Below are 14970 nucleotides of genomic sequence, written 5' to 3'. Positions count from 1 at the left end.
AGTTTAACATTTATGGTAGTTAAAAATAAAGTCAAACGGATTGATTGCTTTATTATCTAACAGAATTTCAAAATGCAAATGTTCACCCGTTGCATTACCAGTGCTTCCTTGTATACCGATAAATTGACCACGCTTAATTTTATTTCCTTCCTTGACTGACATTTCTTTTAAATGAGCATATTTCGTAACAAATTTGCGTCCATGTTTAATCTCAACAAAATTCCCGTAATCAGGTGCTCTAGCGGCTTTTATAACAATTCCGCTTGCTGCTGCATATATCGGTGCTGCTTTTTTAGCTTGTAAATCAATACCGCTATGGAAACATTTCTTTTTTCTTTTCTTTTTATGAGGACTTGTCCTAGTTCCGTAATGGCTAGTAATTTTCGGCTCATATTCCGGCATCATAAGTGGTATTGTACTAATTATTTTATCAAGCTTGGTTAATTCTGAGATATTATTCCTATGAGTTTGTTTTTTTGCAAAATAGCTAGCTTCCGGTTTAGAGAGAAACTTATATTTTGAATGTAGTTTCGTTACAACTGCCTTTATATTAGCTATTTTTATTTCGGCTGCTTTATTAAATTCTGCCAGGTTTTTATTATGTAATTTGTGTAAAAAAATCTTATTTTGTTTAGGGTTATTAATTATTAGACCTAAGTTTTTTGCATATATACATTTGCTATTTTTGTTTGTTAAATCATACTGTACTACTAAATCCGCATGGCTGATTTTATATTTTTGTTTTAATTGAGATGAAGTAGTAGCAAGTAACGTAGTATCACTAGATTTTTTAATACTGCTACAACCTTGAACAAGAAAAACTATAAACAGTAAAAAGATATATTTTTTAAAAGACATTAAAGATAAATGTATGTAAATTTCAAATTAAGAGTGCCACTTAAATATTCTGTTAATTTCTCTAATTCTCCTCTAATATTTGGAGGGTTAATTAACATTAACCCACACTTTACCATATTTTTATCACTATTTAAAAGCTCATATTCAATAATCATAGTTTCTTTAAATCCGATATTTTTGTAATTATGGTAAACATCACAGACTAAAGATAAATCTTTTATAGGATACCAAATTAAGACAGTATTATTAAGAACTCGTAGCTTAATTTTTTTAAGTGCTTCAAGTAATTTTTGAAACTCATTTTTTACTTCAAAAGGCGGATCAAGAAAAATTAATCCTCTATTCTCTTTAAATGGTAGCAAAGCTTTGATAGCATTATAAGCATCTATATTATGCGTATCATTTGGTAATAATTTTTTTAAACTTAAATAATTGCTTGGATGAAGTTCGCATGCAATTAAGCGATCATTTGGTCTTAATAATTGCTTAATTATAAAAGGTGAACCTGGGTAGTGACTTTTGCCTGCTATATTATTATATTTAAAAAAGTTTGTAAGAGCTGAGGAATAGGATCGGTAGCTTGCAGTAATTTATTAATTCCCGTATCGCTTTCTAGAGTTTTAGAAGCCGCCTCCGAGTTTAAATCGTAAAGACCTAGCCCAGTAAAAGCATCTAAAACCTCAAAAGGTTTTTCTTTTTTCTTGAGTTGTAGTTCATTTTAAATTAATCATAAATTTCACTTCTATGACCAACTCGCACGCATGGCTCTATGTCATTCCCGCTTTCGCGGGAATGACATAGAGCATATACTTTATAAACCATATTTCTTTTTTAAGCATTCCGTTGCTTCTGCTGAAGTAAGTAATTTATCACTTTTATTATTGCTTCTTGCTAAAGCAGTTTCTGCATCTTCTCTATCTTCTTTTAGTTCACGTAAATAATTTTTAATGGCTTCCCGTATTAGTAGATTTAGGCATCTCGTCTAATTTAGCTACAGTAATTATATATTATATCATAGTATAATTTTACTGTGCAATCTTTCGTAAAAGCAGTGTAGATTAATACTATAGCCTTTAATTAGACATTCTTTAAGTAAGTTAGTAGCCCATTTTCTGAAAGCGATCCCTCTCTTAGAATTTACCCTATATCCTACTGATGTTATCATATCTAAATTATAGTATTCTACTTGGTATGTTTTACCATCAGCGGCAGTATGTGCAAAATTTGCACATACTATATTGTCTAGTTTTCTTTCTTTTAGAATTTTATTAATATGTTTTGTAATAACTGTTCTATCTTTGTCAAAAAGTTTAGCATTGCCTAGAAAAAGTTGTTTTATAGTGTAGTTTAGCTTTCCGATGTCATTCCCGCTTTCGTGGAAATGACATCGAGTTTTTTATTTACTATCATTTAGTTAGCAATGCCTTACTTTAAACATTTTTTATAAGCGTAAGCCATTCTTCTTCATCAATAATTTTAATATTAAGCTCTTTAGCTTTTTTAAGTTTACTGCCTGCATCAACGCCGACTACAACTAAATCCGTGTTCGATGATACGCCAACTGCAACTTTAGCCCCAAGCTTCTCAGCTGTTGCTTTAGCTTCTGCTCTAGACATCGTCGGTAAACTACCGGTAAATACGACTATCTTGTCCATTAAACTACTCTGTTCTCTAGTCTCTTTATAATCTTCAATATTTAATATTTCACCAAGTTTTTTGATAAGCTCAATATTTTCTTTAACATCAAAAAAATCAATAATATCTACTAAAATCTTATCACCGATTCCTTCTAAATTGTTTAGTTTTTGATAAATATCAGGCTCATTTGTTCTAAGCAATTCCATTTGAGCTATAAAATTATTATAGCTGCCAAATTCTCTAGCAAGTAATTTAGCATTTTGTTCACCGATATGCCTTATGCCTAATGCATATATAAATCTTGGCAAACTAACGTTTTTTGATTTTTCTATATTTTTAAAAAGATTTTCTACTGATTTTTTACCCCATCCATCCATATTTTCAAGTTTTGCTAAGCTAGAGTCATTTTTTTCTTTTAAAAAGAAAATATCTAAAGGATTACTAATCAATCCCTTATCTATTAAAAACTCAACTTGCTTACGCCCAAGCCCCTCAATATCCATAGCATTTTTCGATACAAAGTGACGGATACGCTCATAATTCTGAGCAGGGCAGTTAAGGCCATTATCACAGCGTATAATAATATCTTCAGGCGTATAATGCAATTTAGAATTGCATGACAGACAAAATAAAGGAGTATCAAACGTTTCTGTATCATTAGGACGTTTATCAAAATCAACTCCCATGATTTTAGGAATAACGTCACCAGCACGTTGCAGGAATACATAATCCTTAATCCGCAAATCTTTTCGTGCAATTTCTTGGAAATTATGTAATGTTGCTCTGCTAACAGTTACCCCGCCTATTTCTATGGGTTCAAGTTCGGCTACCGGTGTTAACGTACCAGTTCTACCGACCTGTACAGTAATAGAAAGTAACTTTGTTTGTCCTATTATTGCAGGAAATTTATGAGCGGTAGCAAAGCGTGGACTTCGTGCAATAAAGCCCATTCTATTTTGCAGTGCAAAATCATTTAGCTTATATACTACTCCATCAATTTCATAAGGTAAATTTTCTCTATTTGTTTTGAGATATTCGTAAAAGGCGAAAATTTCTTCTTCAGAACTCGCAAGTTTAGATATTTCATTAATGTTAAAGCCGCATTCTTTTAATTTTGTAAGTAATTGATCTTGTGAAGAAGCGAGATTCTGTTCAGTTACCCCTCCTGAATATACAAAATATTTGAGCGGTCTTTTAGCCGTAATAGAAGAATCAAGCTGACGAAGTGATCCGGCAGCAGCATTACGAGGATTGGCAAATTTATCCTTGCCCTGCTCTTCTTGTTCTTTATTTAGATTTAAAAAATCTTGTTTTTCAATATAAATTTCCCCTCGTACTTCTAAAAACTCCGGAACATTATCTATTTTATGAGGAAAATTTTTGATTGTTTTAATATTTGCTGTTATATCTTCACCGACATATCCATCACCTCTTGTAGCTCCCGTTGTAAGCACCCCGTGTTTATAAACAGCAGAAAAAGACAAACCGTCTATTTTAGGTTCACAAAAGATAGGAGCAAACTCATTAAGGCGTAAGAAAATTTTTATACGGTCTACAAAATCTCTCACATCTTGCTCATCAAAAGCATTACTGAGAGATAGCATGGGCACTTGATGCGTAACTTTAGCAAATTTATTTGCTATTTTAGCCCCTACTTTTTTGCTAGGACTATTTTCTAAAATTAAATGAGGAAATTTTTGTTCTAACTTGAGATTGGTATTAAATAGCTGATCATACTCGCTATCAGAAACTAAAGGATTATCTTCTATATAATAAGCATGGTTATACGCTGCAATTTTATCAGCGAGTTCTTCTAGTAATTTTTGTGCTTCCTCTTCAGATATTAAATCAATATTTTGCATTAGTAGTTCATACTTTTATTTTAATTTACAATCAAATCCAATTCCTAAAATTTTTATTTTCTTCAAAATCGCTAATTGCTCGTTTTAGTCTTTCAGCATTTTTAGGACTTTTTAACAAGTATAGTTTCCTCCATAGCATTATGATCTTCAAGCGACATAATAACCACCGGTCTTTGTTTTTATCTAGTTACAATCACTGAAGTGTGATCTGCACAAACTTTTTTCATAACATAACACACTTAAGTACGTTTACATGTAATAAGGCATGTTTTATAACTAGTCACTTTAAGAATCAAAATCAAAATCTTTACCTAGTTTAATATATGCTCTAATACGGCTCATGAGATTTTGGAAATATGTTAAATTATGCCATGTCATTAGCATAGAGCCAAGTATTTCACCGATTCTAACTAAATGATGTAGATAAGCTTTACTATAGTTTCTACAAGCAGGACATAGGCAATCATGTTCTAGCGGCTTGTTATCATCGGCATATTTGCTATTGCGGATATTTACCGTACCGTATTTCGTAAAAGCCTGACCGTTGCGACCTGAACGTGTCGGGATTACGCAGTCAAACATATCTATACCCCTGCTAACCGCACCTATAATATCAACAGGCTTACCGACTCCCATTAAATAACGCGGCTTATTTTGCGGCAGAAACTCAGGAGCATAATCAAGTACTTTAAACATAAGCTCCTGCCCCTCACCTACTGCAAGTCCACCTATAGCATAACCCTCAAAATCAAGTTCTACTAGATCCTTAGCCGATTGCTCACGTAATTCTTCGTAAACGCTACCTTGAATAATACCGAATTGTGCATAGCCTTCCCGCTTAACAAAAGCATTACGTGATCTATTCGCCCATCTAGTCGTAAGCTGCATAGAAGTTTTAGCTTCTTCAAAGGTTGCAGGGTAAGGCGTACATTCATCAAAAGCCATAGTGATTGTGCTACCGAGCAGATATTGTATTTCGGTAGAACGCTCAGGAGTTAACATATATTTATCGCCGTTAATATGAGAGCTGAAACTTACTCCCTCTTCGGTTATCTTGCATAACTTCGATAGCGACATTACCTGAAAACCGCCAGAATCGGTTAATATCGGCTTATCCCAATTCATGAATTTATGTAAGCCACCAAGCTGTACTATACGTTCGGCAGTCGGCTGAAGCATTAAGTGGTAAGTATTGCCAAGCAATATATCCGCCCCCGTTTCTGCTACCGATTCAGGTAGCATTGCCTTAACCGTTCCTCTAGTTCCAACTGGCATAAAAGCGGGTGTACGCATCTCACCGTGTGCGGTTACGATAATACCACTTCTAGCTTTTTTATGCTGATGATGAATATTAAAAGAAAATTTTGACACTGATAATCACTTATTTTTAAAAGTAATATCTTAGCATACTATAGTTTATCCTGGAATATAAAAATTAAGATTAAAAGCAGTTGTTTTATGCTGTAATTTAGCCTTCCGATGTCATTCCCGCGTAATGATAATCTTTTCAACTCTAAATAATTATAGTCATTGACTTATTTTAATTACTTTATAGATTACTTTTCTTAAAAATGATAATTAAACTCTGTCATTCATAATATAATTTAATTTATAAGAGTTAAAATATGGAAAATAAAGAAGAAGAAACTTTAACCTTTGAGTGAATAATAGATGAAGAGGAGGAAAAGCGTTTAAAAGCTCACAATGCAAGGAAAGAGCTTAAGTTAATATTAATAACATTTGCTATTATTCTCACTAGTTTTTTAACTTTCTGTTATTTCTTTTTTAACTATATAGAAGAAAAAGCAGCAGGGTATAAATTACAGCAAGAACAAGAAGCAAAAATAAATAATAACACAAAATGAAATTGTTTAAATACAATGTAACCAAAAACTATCAATCTATTTAAAGTTAAAAAATTATTTGTTATTACAATTTTTACACTTTTGTTTTAATTGTAATCAACTATTATTAATATAAATAAAATAACTTTTATGGAAGATATAAAATCTTGGAAAGAAAAGTTTGAAATTTGTGTTTACGCTAAAAAGCTAGTTGATAAACTCGAATATTTAAACACTAAAGTAAAAAATCCTGTTGATATAGAGGAAGTTAAAACAGGTATCTACTACGCTCGTAAATATCATGGTTCACAAATGCGTCAGTCAGGTGATCCGTATTATTCGCACCCGATCGAAGTAGCGATTATGCTTGCAAAGTTTGTAGCAGACGAAGCGCCTAAGCTTTTTACTTCTAATATGATAAATGCTGCTCTACTTCCACTATACTATTGAGGATACAGAACTTACTGAAAAGCTGATCATCGAAATTTTTGGTAAAGAAATAGCAAAACATGTAGAAGGTTTAACTAGAATTAAACCTCACGGACAAATCAGTGTCGAGGAAAGCTTAAACCTATTAATTAAGCAAAAAAGATAGGATACCGCACTTATAAAATTATTTTCGTATTCATAATGTACAAACATTAGCAGCTAAATCACCTGAAAAAGCGAAGCAGATCATTGTGGAAACATTTAAGAAGTTTCTAGTTGTTGCTATACATTTAGAGTGTTATGAAATTGAAGAAAAGTTTAATGAAATTTGCTATAGGTTTTTATACAAAGATAAATTTTCTCAACAAAAATAAATATCATTATTCACTATGAATAACCTGTTTCTTTTTCCAACTTCTGAAAATGATTTAGACCAAACATACAAATTATAAGTAATGGAATCATCACAACAAACAAACCATATTGACCCCAATATTTTGTTAAATATATAATTCCAAACGAAGTAATTATACACATTAAGGCTCTAGAAACAGCATATATCATACTACTGTAAAGCGTTGAAAAACCGGAGCCTAAAAAAGATTGAAACAGCAGGAACAGTATCAAATGAACATATTATCAAACCTATTTGAATTAAAAGAAGCTGGAAAGGTGGAGTTGTACTTTTTAAAAGGTATGGTGCAAATAGAATAAATATAAGAGTAAAGCTAATTTTACTCTAAGAATTTTTAAAGGATATATTTTATAACTTAGAAAACATATTAAAGACATACTAGCTAGGTGGAACATTGAAATAATAAAATTATGATGAATAACCTGAGCTGCACTATATCCAAATGCATTCTTTAAAACTTCACCACAAGTAATATAAGTATAGTAGAAAATATGGGCCAAGCACAACCATTATGAAAAAATATATAGTTGTCTTCTTATTAGGTTTTTGGTAAAAAATCTCATCGTTTTTTAATTCTTTTTTGTTGATATTTGCTTTTTCATATTTTCGTAAAAGTCTAGCACTTGCATCTACAAAATCAGGCGTTTCTCTAAGATGAGCTTTAGCGTAACCTCTCACAACTGCAATAATTGCATCTATCCAAACGGCAAGACGCCAATTAAATCCTTGAGTAGTAACTAAAGATACTATAGCTAAAGCTACAGTTGTCCCAATTACTGATGCTACGGAGATAAAAGAAACTACGGGATATTGTATAGGTGGTTTTGTAATTTCAGTTAAATAAAGTTCTGCTACTACTATTTCACCTACAGAAGCTATACCTTGAATTGCACGGCAAATTGTGATTAATACAGCAGCAAAATAACCTACTTGCTCATAAGTAGGAGCATTTGCCATAATTATACAGGATAAAGCCATTAAGGTAGATAATAATAGTAGATTTTCGCCCTAATTTATATCACCTATTCGACCAAAAACATATGCTCCTAGTGGTCTAAATATAAAGGTAGAACAAAAGGTAAAGGCAGAGAGAAGAGCAGCTGCACTCGCATCATATTTAGGAAAGAACAATTCATTTATACTGCTAAATGGACGTACAACATTAAATCAAAATACTCAAGCAAAGTAGCTGTAGAGAAAATTCCCGTGGCTGCTTTTTGGTCGCTTGTTAAACTTCTCTGTTCTTTTTCATAGCCTAGCATAAATTCTTTACAAAAAATTAAATTGTAAAGAAATTTATACTGTTTTATATAAAAGTCAATAGAAAATTTCACTTTACACGATAAATAAGAAAAGGAAGTGCAACTTAATATATGCCGTGAATTGATAGAAAAAAGCTATAATATATTGCGATGTTTTTTATAGTTGTAATTATATAGATTTAACTGTATTCCCCAGCAAATAGTAACGTTAAAAGCAAGAAACAAACTAACAATTAGTACTTTAAATTTACTTTATTTTATTAGCATGGATAGATATGTGATAAATAAACTAATTGAAAGAAAAAATAAATAATGTACAGTAATAATGGTTCATTTTTAGATTGAACAGCAAAAATACTATACTATCATTGGTAGTTATAATTAAATATATTCAAAATATGCTTTTTCAATCACTAAATTTATACTCTATCTTAGTTGCAGGTCTTACAGCTACTTTTATCGTGTTTATGCGTCAATTATCTTATTACAAACAGCAAATTATTAATAAGGATGTAAAAATAATACCTGCATATTTTGATAAAAAAATGTTATATAAAATTCTTAATAATAACTGCGATAGATATTCTGCTCTTGAAATGATTAAATCATATTTTAAGTTGAAAACCGCAAGATCGTTATCATATGAAGAACTTGAAAATGATAAGCAATTAAGCGAATTATTTAGAGATTCCTTAAACTATTTTATTGATGATTTTATATCAAAATCCGATAAATCAGTTACAGTAAATAAAGTGTTTAGTATACAAGATGAACATAACAATACTCATAAATCATATGCGTTTTTAGAGAAAAATAAAATATCGGACAAAACACATCAAATGCTTATATATTTCAAAGTGCATTATATAATGACCAAAGACGACGAAGAAAGCTTAAACACTTTCATACACTTGGCTAAGATAATGTAGATTTCCCAAAAACAAAATTAGACACTCAAATAACAAATTTAAGAGTGAGCTTAACGAAGTCGTATAAGCGAATCTTACCAAATTCGGTATCAAGAGCTTAATATTGAAACTATATTTTTAAGTAAGACAGAGTTATTTAAAGCTCGGTTTAGAGTTACCTAAACCGAGAGATAAATTACTACTTACCTAACAGTGGATATGTAACATTTTTTAAGAATTTTCTTTTAATATAAGTACATACTAAAAATGTCAGTACGGTACTTGGAACATAGCGAATTATCGTAGGTAAATATCTTATTAAGGTCTTAGTTGAGACTAAGTCAGTAAACGACGTACTGATGCTCTCTACTAACTCTCTACTTTTTGATCTTAAACAATCTAAAGTACAATATCTATTTTTGTATTTTAAATAACATCTAACAGCTTCAATAACCATAGAAAATATAATAGAAATTATTCCGCTTTGCATAAGAAAATAAAATTCTAGACTATCCGAACAATAACAATAATTAGCAATAATTATTAAAACTAAACCTAGAATATTAAAAAAATAGACAAATGGTTTGCCATAAGATTTCTCTTCTTGCTTAATGCTACTTTTTAATAATTAATATATTAGAGATTTTAACATGGAATTACCTATTTCATAAGAATAGCGAGCAATACACCTGCACCAAAAGCGTAAGCGAGATTCCGCAAAGGGTGGTCACGTGTCAACTCACATAAATCCGCTACATTAGCTTTACCTTTATCCATTCCTTTATCTTTATAATGTTCCATAACGGGATGATAAATTACCTAACTGCTCATCTAGAATATCTCTGGATTACCTTTTAAATTACGTAATCTTGACACTAAGCTTTCAATATCTTTTTTGATACCTTCGACATCTGCTTTAGCAGAGTTTGAATTTGATTCTTTCATAATTTACTCCTTTATTAGTTTACATTTTGTTAAGCAAATTATTTTGCCTACAAAACTTATACGATGCTCCTCTTATAAGAACTTTACAATAGCTTAAACAATAAAAAAACCGAATCTAAACTAGATGCGGCTAAATTTAATGATTTTTTATTTCGTATTACTTCTACTTACTACCGAATGAAGAAACAATTTTATTAATTAATGACTCAATATTAATTGCTGATTGAGTATATTTTATCTCTTCATTAGCCGCTAAATTTTCATCGTCATTACCCGGTACAATTGAAATATATTTACCTCCAAGTAACCCGCTGGTGACTACTTGGGCTTTAGAATCTTTAGGTATTTTAACATCATCATTAATATTTAGATATACACTTGCATCAAAACTATTTGGATCTAAAGTAATTTGCTTTACACTACCGATTTTTATACCTGAAATCATTACGTCGCTTCCAACTGCTATCCCTTCCGCACTTTGGAAATGAGCAGTTACCTGATATCCTTTTGAGCTAGTTATAGAACTACCTGTTTTGTAGGCAAAAATCAAAAATAGCAAAGCAATAATTAATACTACAAAGCCTATAATTGTTTCAATAATGTTCTGTTGCATTGTTTTTTATATTTTATTAATTAATTACGGTTGCCATCTATTATATTTAAGATTTGATGTTTTAGGCAGCTTTTTAACTATTTTATTATTCTTTTGCCATGGAAAAAGCTGAATATTTTTTGGTATCTCATTTACCAAATGATGTAACCAAGCGTGCCAACTTGGCGGAATTTTTGTAGGTTCATTTACATTTTTATAAATAACAAACCTCCTTGGACGCCCTAAATAATCAATATTACGGCTTTCATAATATTGATTCAAAAACTCATCTTCTCCTACTTTTTTGTGAAAAAAAGTAATAAAACACTTATCTATCCACGACATTTTAAAATTTCTATAGCAGTTTCTCTTCCTTGCACTGCAAGTTTATCGGCAGCAATATTACCGCTATTATTTGCATGACCTTTTACCCATTTCCAAATAATAGTATGTTTACTCAATTCTGCGTATAATTTTTGCCATAAATCGGCATTTTTAACGGGTTCATTGTTGCTTTTACACCAATTATTTTTTATCCAATTATGAATCCAAGCGGTAATTCCTTGTTGCAAATATTTACTATCGGTATAAATCTCAATATTACAAGATTTTTTTAAAATCCTCAAGGCTTCAAGTGCTGCCGTAATTTCCATACGATTATTAGTCGTATCTAACTCATACCCAAATACTTCTTTGCTAGTATCATTAAATTGAAGCAAAGCTCCCCACCCTCCGGGACCTGGATTACCTGCACATGCACCATCAGTATATATCACTACTTTTGAATCCATAATATGCATTAACTAGGTTTAGAAGAATTACGAAACTTATCTAACATTATAACATTTGGACTTGAAGATGATGAAGTCTGATCACTTTTATTATTACTTATTGCCTCTTCATGTTGAGGATTTTCATGTATATTTAACGACTGATTAAAAGTGAGACTGTAATTATTATTGGAATCAACAAAGCTAATAAGTGCATCAAAAGGTACGTAAATTATTTCTTTAACACCGTCAAAACTTACCGTTAAAGAAAAGCCCGTATCATTTACTATTAAATTTTCAAACTGATATTGCAGTACTATTGTTATCTGTTTCGGATATGCCTGTTTAACTTTTGAAGGTAAAATTACTGCAGGGTTATCGGTTCTGTACGATATGTATATTAACTGATCCCAATATAAATTTTCATGCTGAATTTTTGTTAGAATTTTTTTCACAAATTCTAGCATATATTCATGCACAAATTTTTTATATTCAATATTCATACGAGAAAAATAAATAAAAATAAGTCAACGAAGTTTAATTTGAACAGTTTAAGTCATTGCAAGGAAAAACTGTAAGTTTTGACGAAACAATCTCAGGAGTCCTACTTTATGAGATTGCCACATTCTCTACGTTCGCCTGCAATGACAAGATCAACCGTTTTTAGGCAATGCCAATTTTTCAAATTAAACAAGTATAAGTGAGGGTTGTTCTGTTGCCCGGCACACCCTCCAGCCGCGTAGGATTAAGCTGCTAAAGCTAAATGACCTACAGAACGATTATTATCGTTTGCGTTTCTTTGTTTTGACCCATATGGCACAAGCCATCGGCGGAATCATCCCGAGTAAAAGCAATCTTTTTATTAGGCACGTCGATCCTATTTCGCCCCCCAAAAATACTCGATGAACTTCGTATTGTCTACTCTTTAAGAGTTATTACATATTTAAACTTTTCTAAATGACGTAGCTAATAAAGAGAAATTTGAAGGCAACACGGAACGCAGAACTGCAGGGTACACGCAAGTAACGTGAGGATTCGAATACCGGATCGACGTACAAATTACCTTTAGGAGCAAGTTATTTAGAAAGTTTTGGTGGAGGCGTCGGGTACTGCCCCCGAGTCCGCAACCTCTATTCTAAATTACGTTTATTACTATAGCTATATTAGCACCAAATATTATGCCTTAATTTGATTAAAATGTAAAGGTCAAATAAGAATTCTAGATTTATATTAAAAATGGACTTATAATAAATGGTTAGAATTCTAAATTAAAAACTTAATTATGCTACCAAATCTTGGAATTATCGCCGGCAGAGGTTCATTACCTTACTTAATAGCAGGTAATTATACAAAGCAAGGCGGTAATTGCTATATCGCAGCAATTAAAGACGAAGCTGATATAGAGCAAATTAAAGATTTTGAATATAAGATTTTAAAAATCGGTATGGTCGGGGAAGCTATAAAATATTTTAAGGAGCATAAGGTAAAAAATATTATTTTTATCGGTGGAGTTAATAGACCGAATTTTAAAAATTTAGCCGTAGATAAAATAGGCGGTTTATTGCTTTTCAAAATAGTTGGGCAAAAAATTCGAGGAGATGATAGTTTGCTAAAAATAGTAGCGGATTTTTTTGAAAGTTACGGTTTCAAGGTAATTTCAAGTAATGAAATATATAAAAATCAACAAGGTAACTCCAATATTATAACCAATACTCACCCTATAAGTTCAGATAAAAATGATATTGAGCTTGGAATAAAATTATTGAATCATCTAAGTGCATTCGATATCGCACAATCGGTTATAGTTGAAAGTGGCTATATACTGGGTATAGAGGCTGCCGAAGGAACGGATAATTTAATAACGAGATGTGCAGATTTACGTAAAAATCCTCATGGAGGAGTATTAGTAAAAATAGCGAAATTAGGTCAAGATAATAGACTAGATATGCCGACGATCGGTCCTAATACTATAAAGAATCTTGCTAAATATAATTACAAAGGGGTAGCGATTCAAAAAAATAACGTAATTATAGTCGAAGAGGAATTAACTATAAAACTCGCTAATGAACATAAAATTTTTATAACAAAATGTTAGCAATAGGTATTACCGGTAGCTATGCATCGGGTAAAACTTTTATGTTGGATTATTTAACAGAAAAAGGATATAAAACTTTTTGTGCCGATAGATGCATAAAAGAATTATATCAAGATGTAGTTTTGCAAGCTCAGATTTTAAAATTACTACCTGAACTTGAGTCTTTCAATATTAGAAAAATCAGTAATTTAATTTACAATAACGACCTAGCTAGAGAAAAACTACAAAATTTTATTTACCCCTTACTAATAGATAAACTCATTTTATTTAAAAAAGAAAATGCTAATTCCAAATTTGGCTTTGCCGAAATACCGCTGCTTTATGAAGCTAAATTTGAGAAATATTTTGATTTTGTCGTAACAATATACTGCTCTGAAGCAATAAGAATGCAAAGAGCAATAACGAGATCTTCGTTTGATATAGAAATTTATAATAAAATCAAAGAAATTCAACTATCACAAGAAAGCAAAATAGCAAAAGCAGATTTTGCTATAAATAGCGGCGTTGATATGTTAGACTTGGAAAAACAAATAGCGAAGCTAATAAAGGATTTGGAATGTCGAGTTTAAGAGAAATAATTTTAGATACCGAGACTACGGGACTTGACCCACGACAAGGTCATCGAATCGTTGAGATCGGTGCTATTGAGATGGTAAATAAGGTATTAACAGGCAGGAATTTTCATTTTTATATTAATCCTGAGCGAGATATGCCGTTTGAGGCTTATAGAATTCATGGCATATCCGGCGAATTTTTAAAAGACAAGCCTCTATTTCATACAATAGCCGATGATTTTTTAGAGTTTATTTCAGATAGCAAACTGATTATTCATAATGCTCCTTTCGATATTAAATTTCTAAATCACGAATTATCATTATTAAAAAGAACCGACATTAAACTCTTGGAACTAGCAAATACTATTGATACTTTAGTAATGGCTAGAAGCATATTTCCAGGCTCAAAATATAATCTTGATGCATTATGTAAAAGATTTAAAGTTGATAATTCAGGTAGGCAGCTTCACGGAGCTTTGAAAGATGCCGCATTACTTGCAGAAGTATATGTAGAGTTAATGGGCGGTAGACAATCCGCTTTTAAAATGGTTGATAAATCTGCCGTAATAAATAATTTAGCAACTAATCAAGTAAATAACAAAACAGAGCAAACTACTATTGTTATTAAACCTACAAAAGAAGAGCTGCAAAAACATAAAGAGTTTCTCAGTAGGATTTTAAAAACTGCTTAGTAAAACGTCATTGCGAGGAGAGGCAAAGCCTCGACGTGGCAATCTCAGGAATTTTATATTATTTCATGAGATTGCCATGCTCCTTTTAGTCGCTCGCAATGACGAT

At 31.4% G+C, this 14970-nt stretch carries 18 protein-coding genes, 1 other RNA gene and 2 pseudogenes; 7 read left to right on the top strand and 14 right to left on the bottom strand.

The window, feature by feature from the left end:
• Positions 1-3 precede the first annotated feature (3 nt).
• The gene (locus RSIB_RS01545) at positions 4-858 is read right to left on the bottom strand and encodes a M23 family metallopeptidase (protein WP_004997590.1); all 855 of its coding nucleotides are present in this window, start codon (positions 856-858) and stop codon (positions 4-6) included.
• A pseudogene (rlmJ, locus tag RSIB_RS07020) lies at positions 858-1567 on the bottom strand (23S rRNA (adenine(2030)-N(6))-methyltransferase RlmJ); the annotation flags it as partial. The gene RSIB_RS01545 and the pseudogene rlmJ, both read right to left, overlap by 1 nt.
• Before the next feature lie 52 nt (positions 1568-1619).
• On the opposite strand from rlmJ, the gene RSIB_RS09425 reads away from it, so the two are divergent.
• The gene (locus RSIB_RS09425) at positions 1620-1799 is read left to right on the top strand and encodes a hypothetical protein (RefSeq protein WP_032850880.1); all 180 of its coding nucleotides are present in this window, start codon (positions 1620-1622) and stop codon (positions 1797-1799) included.
• Between the two features lie 71 nt (positions 1800-1870).
• Here the strand turns inward: RSIB_RS09425 and rhuM are convergent, their stop codons facing one another.
• The 3 genes from rhuM to tgt form a co-directional block, all read right to left on the bottom strand.
• Positions 1871-2095: a RhuM family protein gene (gene rhuM / locus RSIB_RS09420; protein ID WP_244261523.1), complete on the bottom strand. Its 225-nt coding sequence runs from the start codon at positions 2093-2095 to the stop codon at positions 1871-1873.
• A 193-nt stretch (positions 2096-2288) separates the two neighbouring features.
• Positions 2289-4358 carry an NAD-dependent DNA ligase LigA gene (ligA, locus tag RSIB_RS01550; protein WP_004997588.1) on the bottom strand — a complete coding sequence of 690 codons (2070 nt, stop codon included), beginning with the start codon at positions 4356-4358 and terminating at the stop codon, positions 2289-2291.
• Between the two features lie 285 nt (positions 4359-4643).
• A complete protein-coding gene (gene tgt, locus RSIB_RS01555) occupies positions 4644-5729 on the bottom strand; it encodes a tRNA guanosine(34) transglycosylase Tgt (protein ID WP_004997587.1) in 1086 nt (361 codons plus the stop codon).
• A 293-nt stretch (positions 5730-6022) separates the two neighbouring features.
• Here tgt and RSIB_RS09910 point away from each other — a divergent pair, with 293 nt between their 5' ends.
• The gene (locus tag RSIB_RS09910; RefSeq protein WP_233417769.1) at positions 6023-6223 is read left to right on the top strand and encodes an RP671a family tick cell line-upregulated protein; all 201 of its coding nucleotides are present in this window, start codon (positions 6023-6025) and stop codon (positions 6221-6223) included.
• Between the two features lie 129 nt (positions 6224-6352).
• Positions 6353-6652 carry a bifunctional (p)ppGpp synthetase/guanosine-3',5'-bis(diphosphate) 3'-pyrophosphohydrolase gene (locus tag RSIB_RS01560; RefSeq protein ID WP_004997586.1) on the top strand — a complete coding sequence of 100 codons (300 nt, stop codon included), beginning with the start codon at positions 6353-6355 and terminating at the stop codon, positions 6650-6652.
• Between the two features lie 853 nt (positions 6653-7505).
• Here the strand turns inward: RSIB_RS01560 and RSIB_RS09905 are convergent.
• Positions 7506-8024 (bottom strand): MFS transporter, encoded by a 519-nt coding sequence (locus tag RSIB_RS09905; RefSeq protein ID WP_244261507.1) that lies wholly within the window; start codon positions 8022-8024, stop codon positions 7506-7508.
• Positions 8025-8182: 158 nt separating this feature from the next.
• Entirely contained in the window at positions 8183-8308 is a 126-nt protein-coding gene (locus tag RSIB_RS09900; protein ID WP_237737637.1) for a proline/betaine transporter, read from the bottom strand.
• Positions 8309-8676: 368 nt separating this feature from the next.
• Between RSIB_RS09900 and RSIB_RS01565 the strand changes: the two genes are divergently transcribed.
• On the top strand, positions 8677-9237 hold the full coding sequence (locus RSIB_RS01565; RefSeq protein WP_004997584.1) for a hypothetical protein: 561 nt from the start codon (positions 8677-8679) through the stop codon (positions 9235-9237).
• A 178-nt stretch (positions 9238-9415) separates the two neighbouring features.
• Here RSIB_RS01565 and RSIB_RS08070 read toward each other — a convergent pair whose 3' ends face one another.
• The 7 genes and pseudogenes from RSIB_RS08070 to ssrA form a co-directional block, all read right to left on the bottom strand.
• The gene (locus RSIB_RS08070) at positions 9416-9829 is read right to left on the bottom strand and encodes a hypothetical protein (protein ID WP_237737641.1); all 414 of its coding nucleotides are present in this window, start codon (positions 9827-9829) and stop codon (positions 9416-9418) included.
• Between the two features lie 47 nt (positions 9830-9876).
• Positions 9877-10161 (bottom strand): annotated as a pseudogene (locus RSIB_RS10505) (hypothetical protein).
• A 163-nt stretch (positions 10162-10324) separates the two neighbouring features.
• The gene (gene mlaD, locus RSIB_RS01570; RefSeq protein ID WP_004997581.1) at positions 10325-10774 is read right to left on the bottom strand and encodes an outer membrane lipid asymmetry maintenance protein MlaD; all 450 of its coding nucleotides are present in this window, start codon (positions 10772-10774) and stop codon (positions 10325-10327) included.
• Between the two features lie 24 nt (positions 10775-10798).
• On the bottom strand, positions 10799-11098 hold the full coding sequence (locus RSIB_RS01575; protein WP_004997578.1) for an NADH-ubiquinone oxidoreductase subunit NDUFA12 family protein: 300 nt from the start codon (positions 11096-11098) through the stop codon (positions 10799-10801).
• Positions 11086-11553, bottom strand: coding sequence for a ribonuclease HI (rnhA, locus tag RSIB_RS01580; protein ID WP_004997577.1), 468 nt, complete (start codon positions 11551-11553; stop codon positions 11086-11088). Before rnhA ends, RSIB_RS01575 begins: the two co-directional genes overlap by 13 nt.
• The gene (locus RSIB_RS01585) at positions 11553-12026 is read right to left on the bottom strand and encodes an SspB family protein (RefSeq protein ID WP_004997576.1); all 474 of its coding nucleotides are present in this window, start codon (positions 12024-12026) and stop codon (positions 11553-11555) included. The genes rnhA and RSIB_RS01585 overlap by 1 nt, the downstream gene beginning before the upstream one ends.
• A 196-nt stretch (positions 12027-12222) precedes the next feature.
• Positions 12223-12731: a transfer-messenger RNA gene (ssrA, locus tag RSIB_RS08065) on the bottom strand.
• A 74-nt stretch (positions 12732-12805) separates the two neighbouring features.
• On the opposite strand from ssrA, the gene RSIB_RS01590 reads away from it, so the two are divergent.
• Genes RSIB_RS01590 through dnaQ form a run of 3 tightly spaced genes read left to right on the top strand, consistent with a single transcriptional unit; the run spans position 12806 to position 14864 of the window.
• Positions 12806-13618 (top strand): LpxI family protein, encoded by an 813-nt coding sequence (locus RSIB_RS01590; protein ID WP_004997575.1) that lies wholly within the window; start codon positions 12806-12808, stop codon positions 13616-13618.
• Positions 13612-14187, top strand: coding sequence for a dephospho-CoA kinase (coaE, locus tag RSIB_RS01595; protein ID WP_004997574.1), 576 nt, complete (start codon positions 13612-13614; stop codon positions 14185-14187). Before RSIB_RS01590 ends, coaE begins: the two co-directional genes overlap by 7 nt.
• Positions 14175-14864, top strand: coding sequence for a DNA polymerase III subunit epsilon (gene dnaQ, locus RSIB_RS01600; RefSeq protein ID WP_004997573.1), 690 nt, complete (start codon positions 14175-14177; stop codon positions 14862-14864). Before coaE ends, dnaQ begins: the two co-directional genes overlap by 13 nt.
• The last annotated feature ends 106 nt before the right edge of the window (positions 14865-14970 follow it).

The sequence above is a fragment of the Rickettsia sibirica 246 genome (assembly GCF_000166935.1).
GTDB classification, from domain to species: Bacteria; Pseudomonadota; Alphaproteobacteria; order Rickettsiales; family Rickettsiaceae; genus Rickettsia; species Rickettsia rickettsii.
The sequence above is the reverse complement of the archived record's forward strand: the minus strand, read 5'-3'. Positions and strand labels throughout refer to the sequence as shown.

Bases quoted from the DNA above. Each gene is read 5' to 3' on its own strand.
- RSIB_RS01545 (WP_004997590.1), bottom strand. From the start codon at position 858: ATGTCTTTTAAAAAATATATCTTTTTACTGTTTATAGTTTTTCTTGTT.
- RSIB_RS09425 (WP_032850880.1), top strand. From the start codon at position 1,620: ATGGCTCTATGTCATTCCCGCTTTCGCGGGAATGACATAGAGCATATA.
- ligA (WP_004997588.1), bottom strand. From the start codon at position 4,358: ATGCAAAATATTGATTTAATATCTGAAGAGGAAGCACAAAAATTACTA.
- RSIB_RS01560 (WP_004997586.1), top strand. From the start codon at position 6,353: ATGGAAGATATAAAATCTTGGAAAGAAAAGTTTGAAATTTGTGTTTAC.
- RSIB_RS09905 (WP_244261507.1), bottom strand. From the start codon at position 8,024: ATGGCTTTATCCTGTATAATTATGGCAAATGCTCCTACTTATGAGCAA.
- RSIB_RS09900 (WP_237737637.1), bottom strand. From the start codon at position 8,308: ATGCTAGGCTATGAAAAAGAACAGAGAAGTTTAACAAGCGACCAAAAA.
- mlaD (WP_004997581.1), bottom strand. From the start codon at position 10,774: ATGCAACAGAACATTATTGAAACAATTATAGGCTTTGTAGTATTAATT.
- RSIB_RS01575 (WP_004997578.1), bottom strand. From the start codon at position 11,098: ATGTCGTGGATAGATAAGTGTTTTATTACTTTTTTTCACAAAAAAGTA.
- rnhA (WP_004997577.1), bottom strand. From the start codon at position 11,553: ATGCATATTATGGATTCAAAAGTAGTGATATATACTGATGGTGCATGT.
- RSIB_RS01585 (WP_004997576.1), bottom strand. From the start codon at position 12,026: ATGAATATTGAATATAAAAAATTTGTGCATGAATATATGCTAGAATTT.
- RSIB_RS01590 (WP_004997575.1), top strand. From the start codon at position 12,806: ATGCTACCAAATCTTGGAATTATCGCCGGCAGAGGTTCATTACCTTAC.
- coaE (WP_004997574.1), top strand. From the start codon at position 13,612: ATGTTAGCAATAGGTATTACCGGTAGCTATGCATCGGGTAAAACTTTT.
- dnaQ (WP_004997573.1), top strand. From the start codon at position 14,175: ATGTCGAGTTTAAGAGAAATAATTTTAGATACCGAGACTACGGGACTT.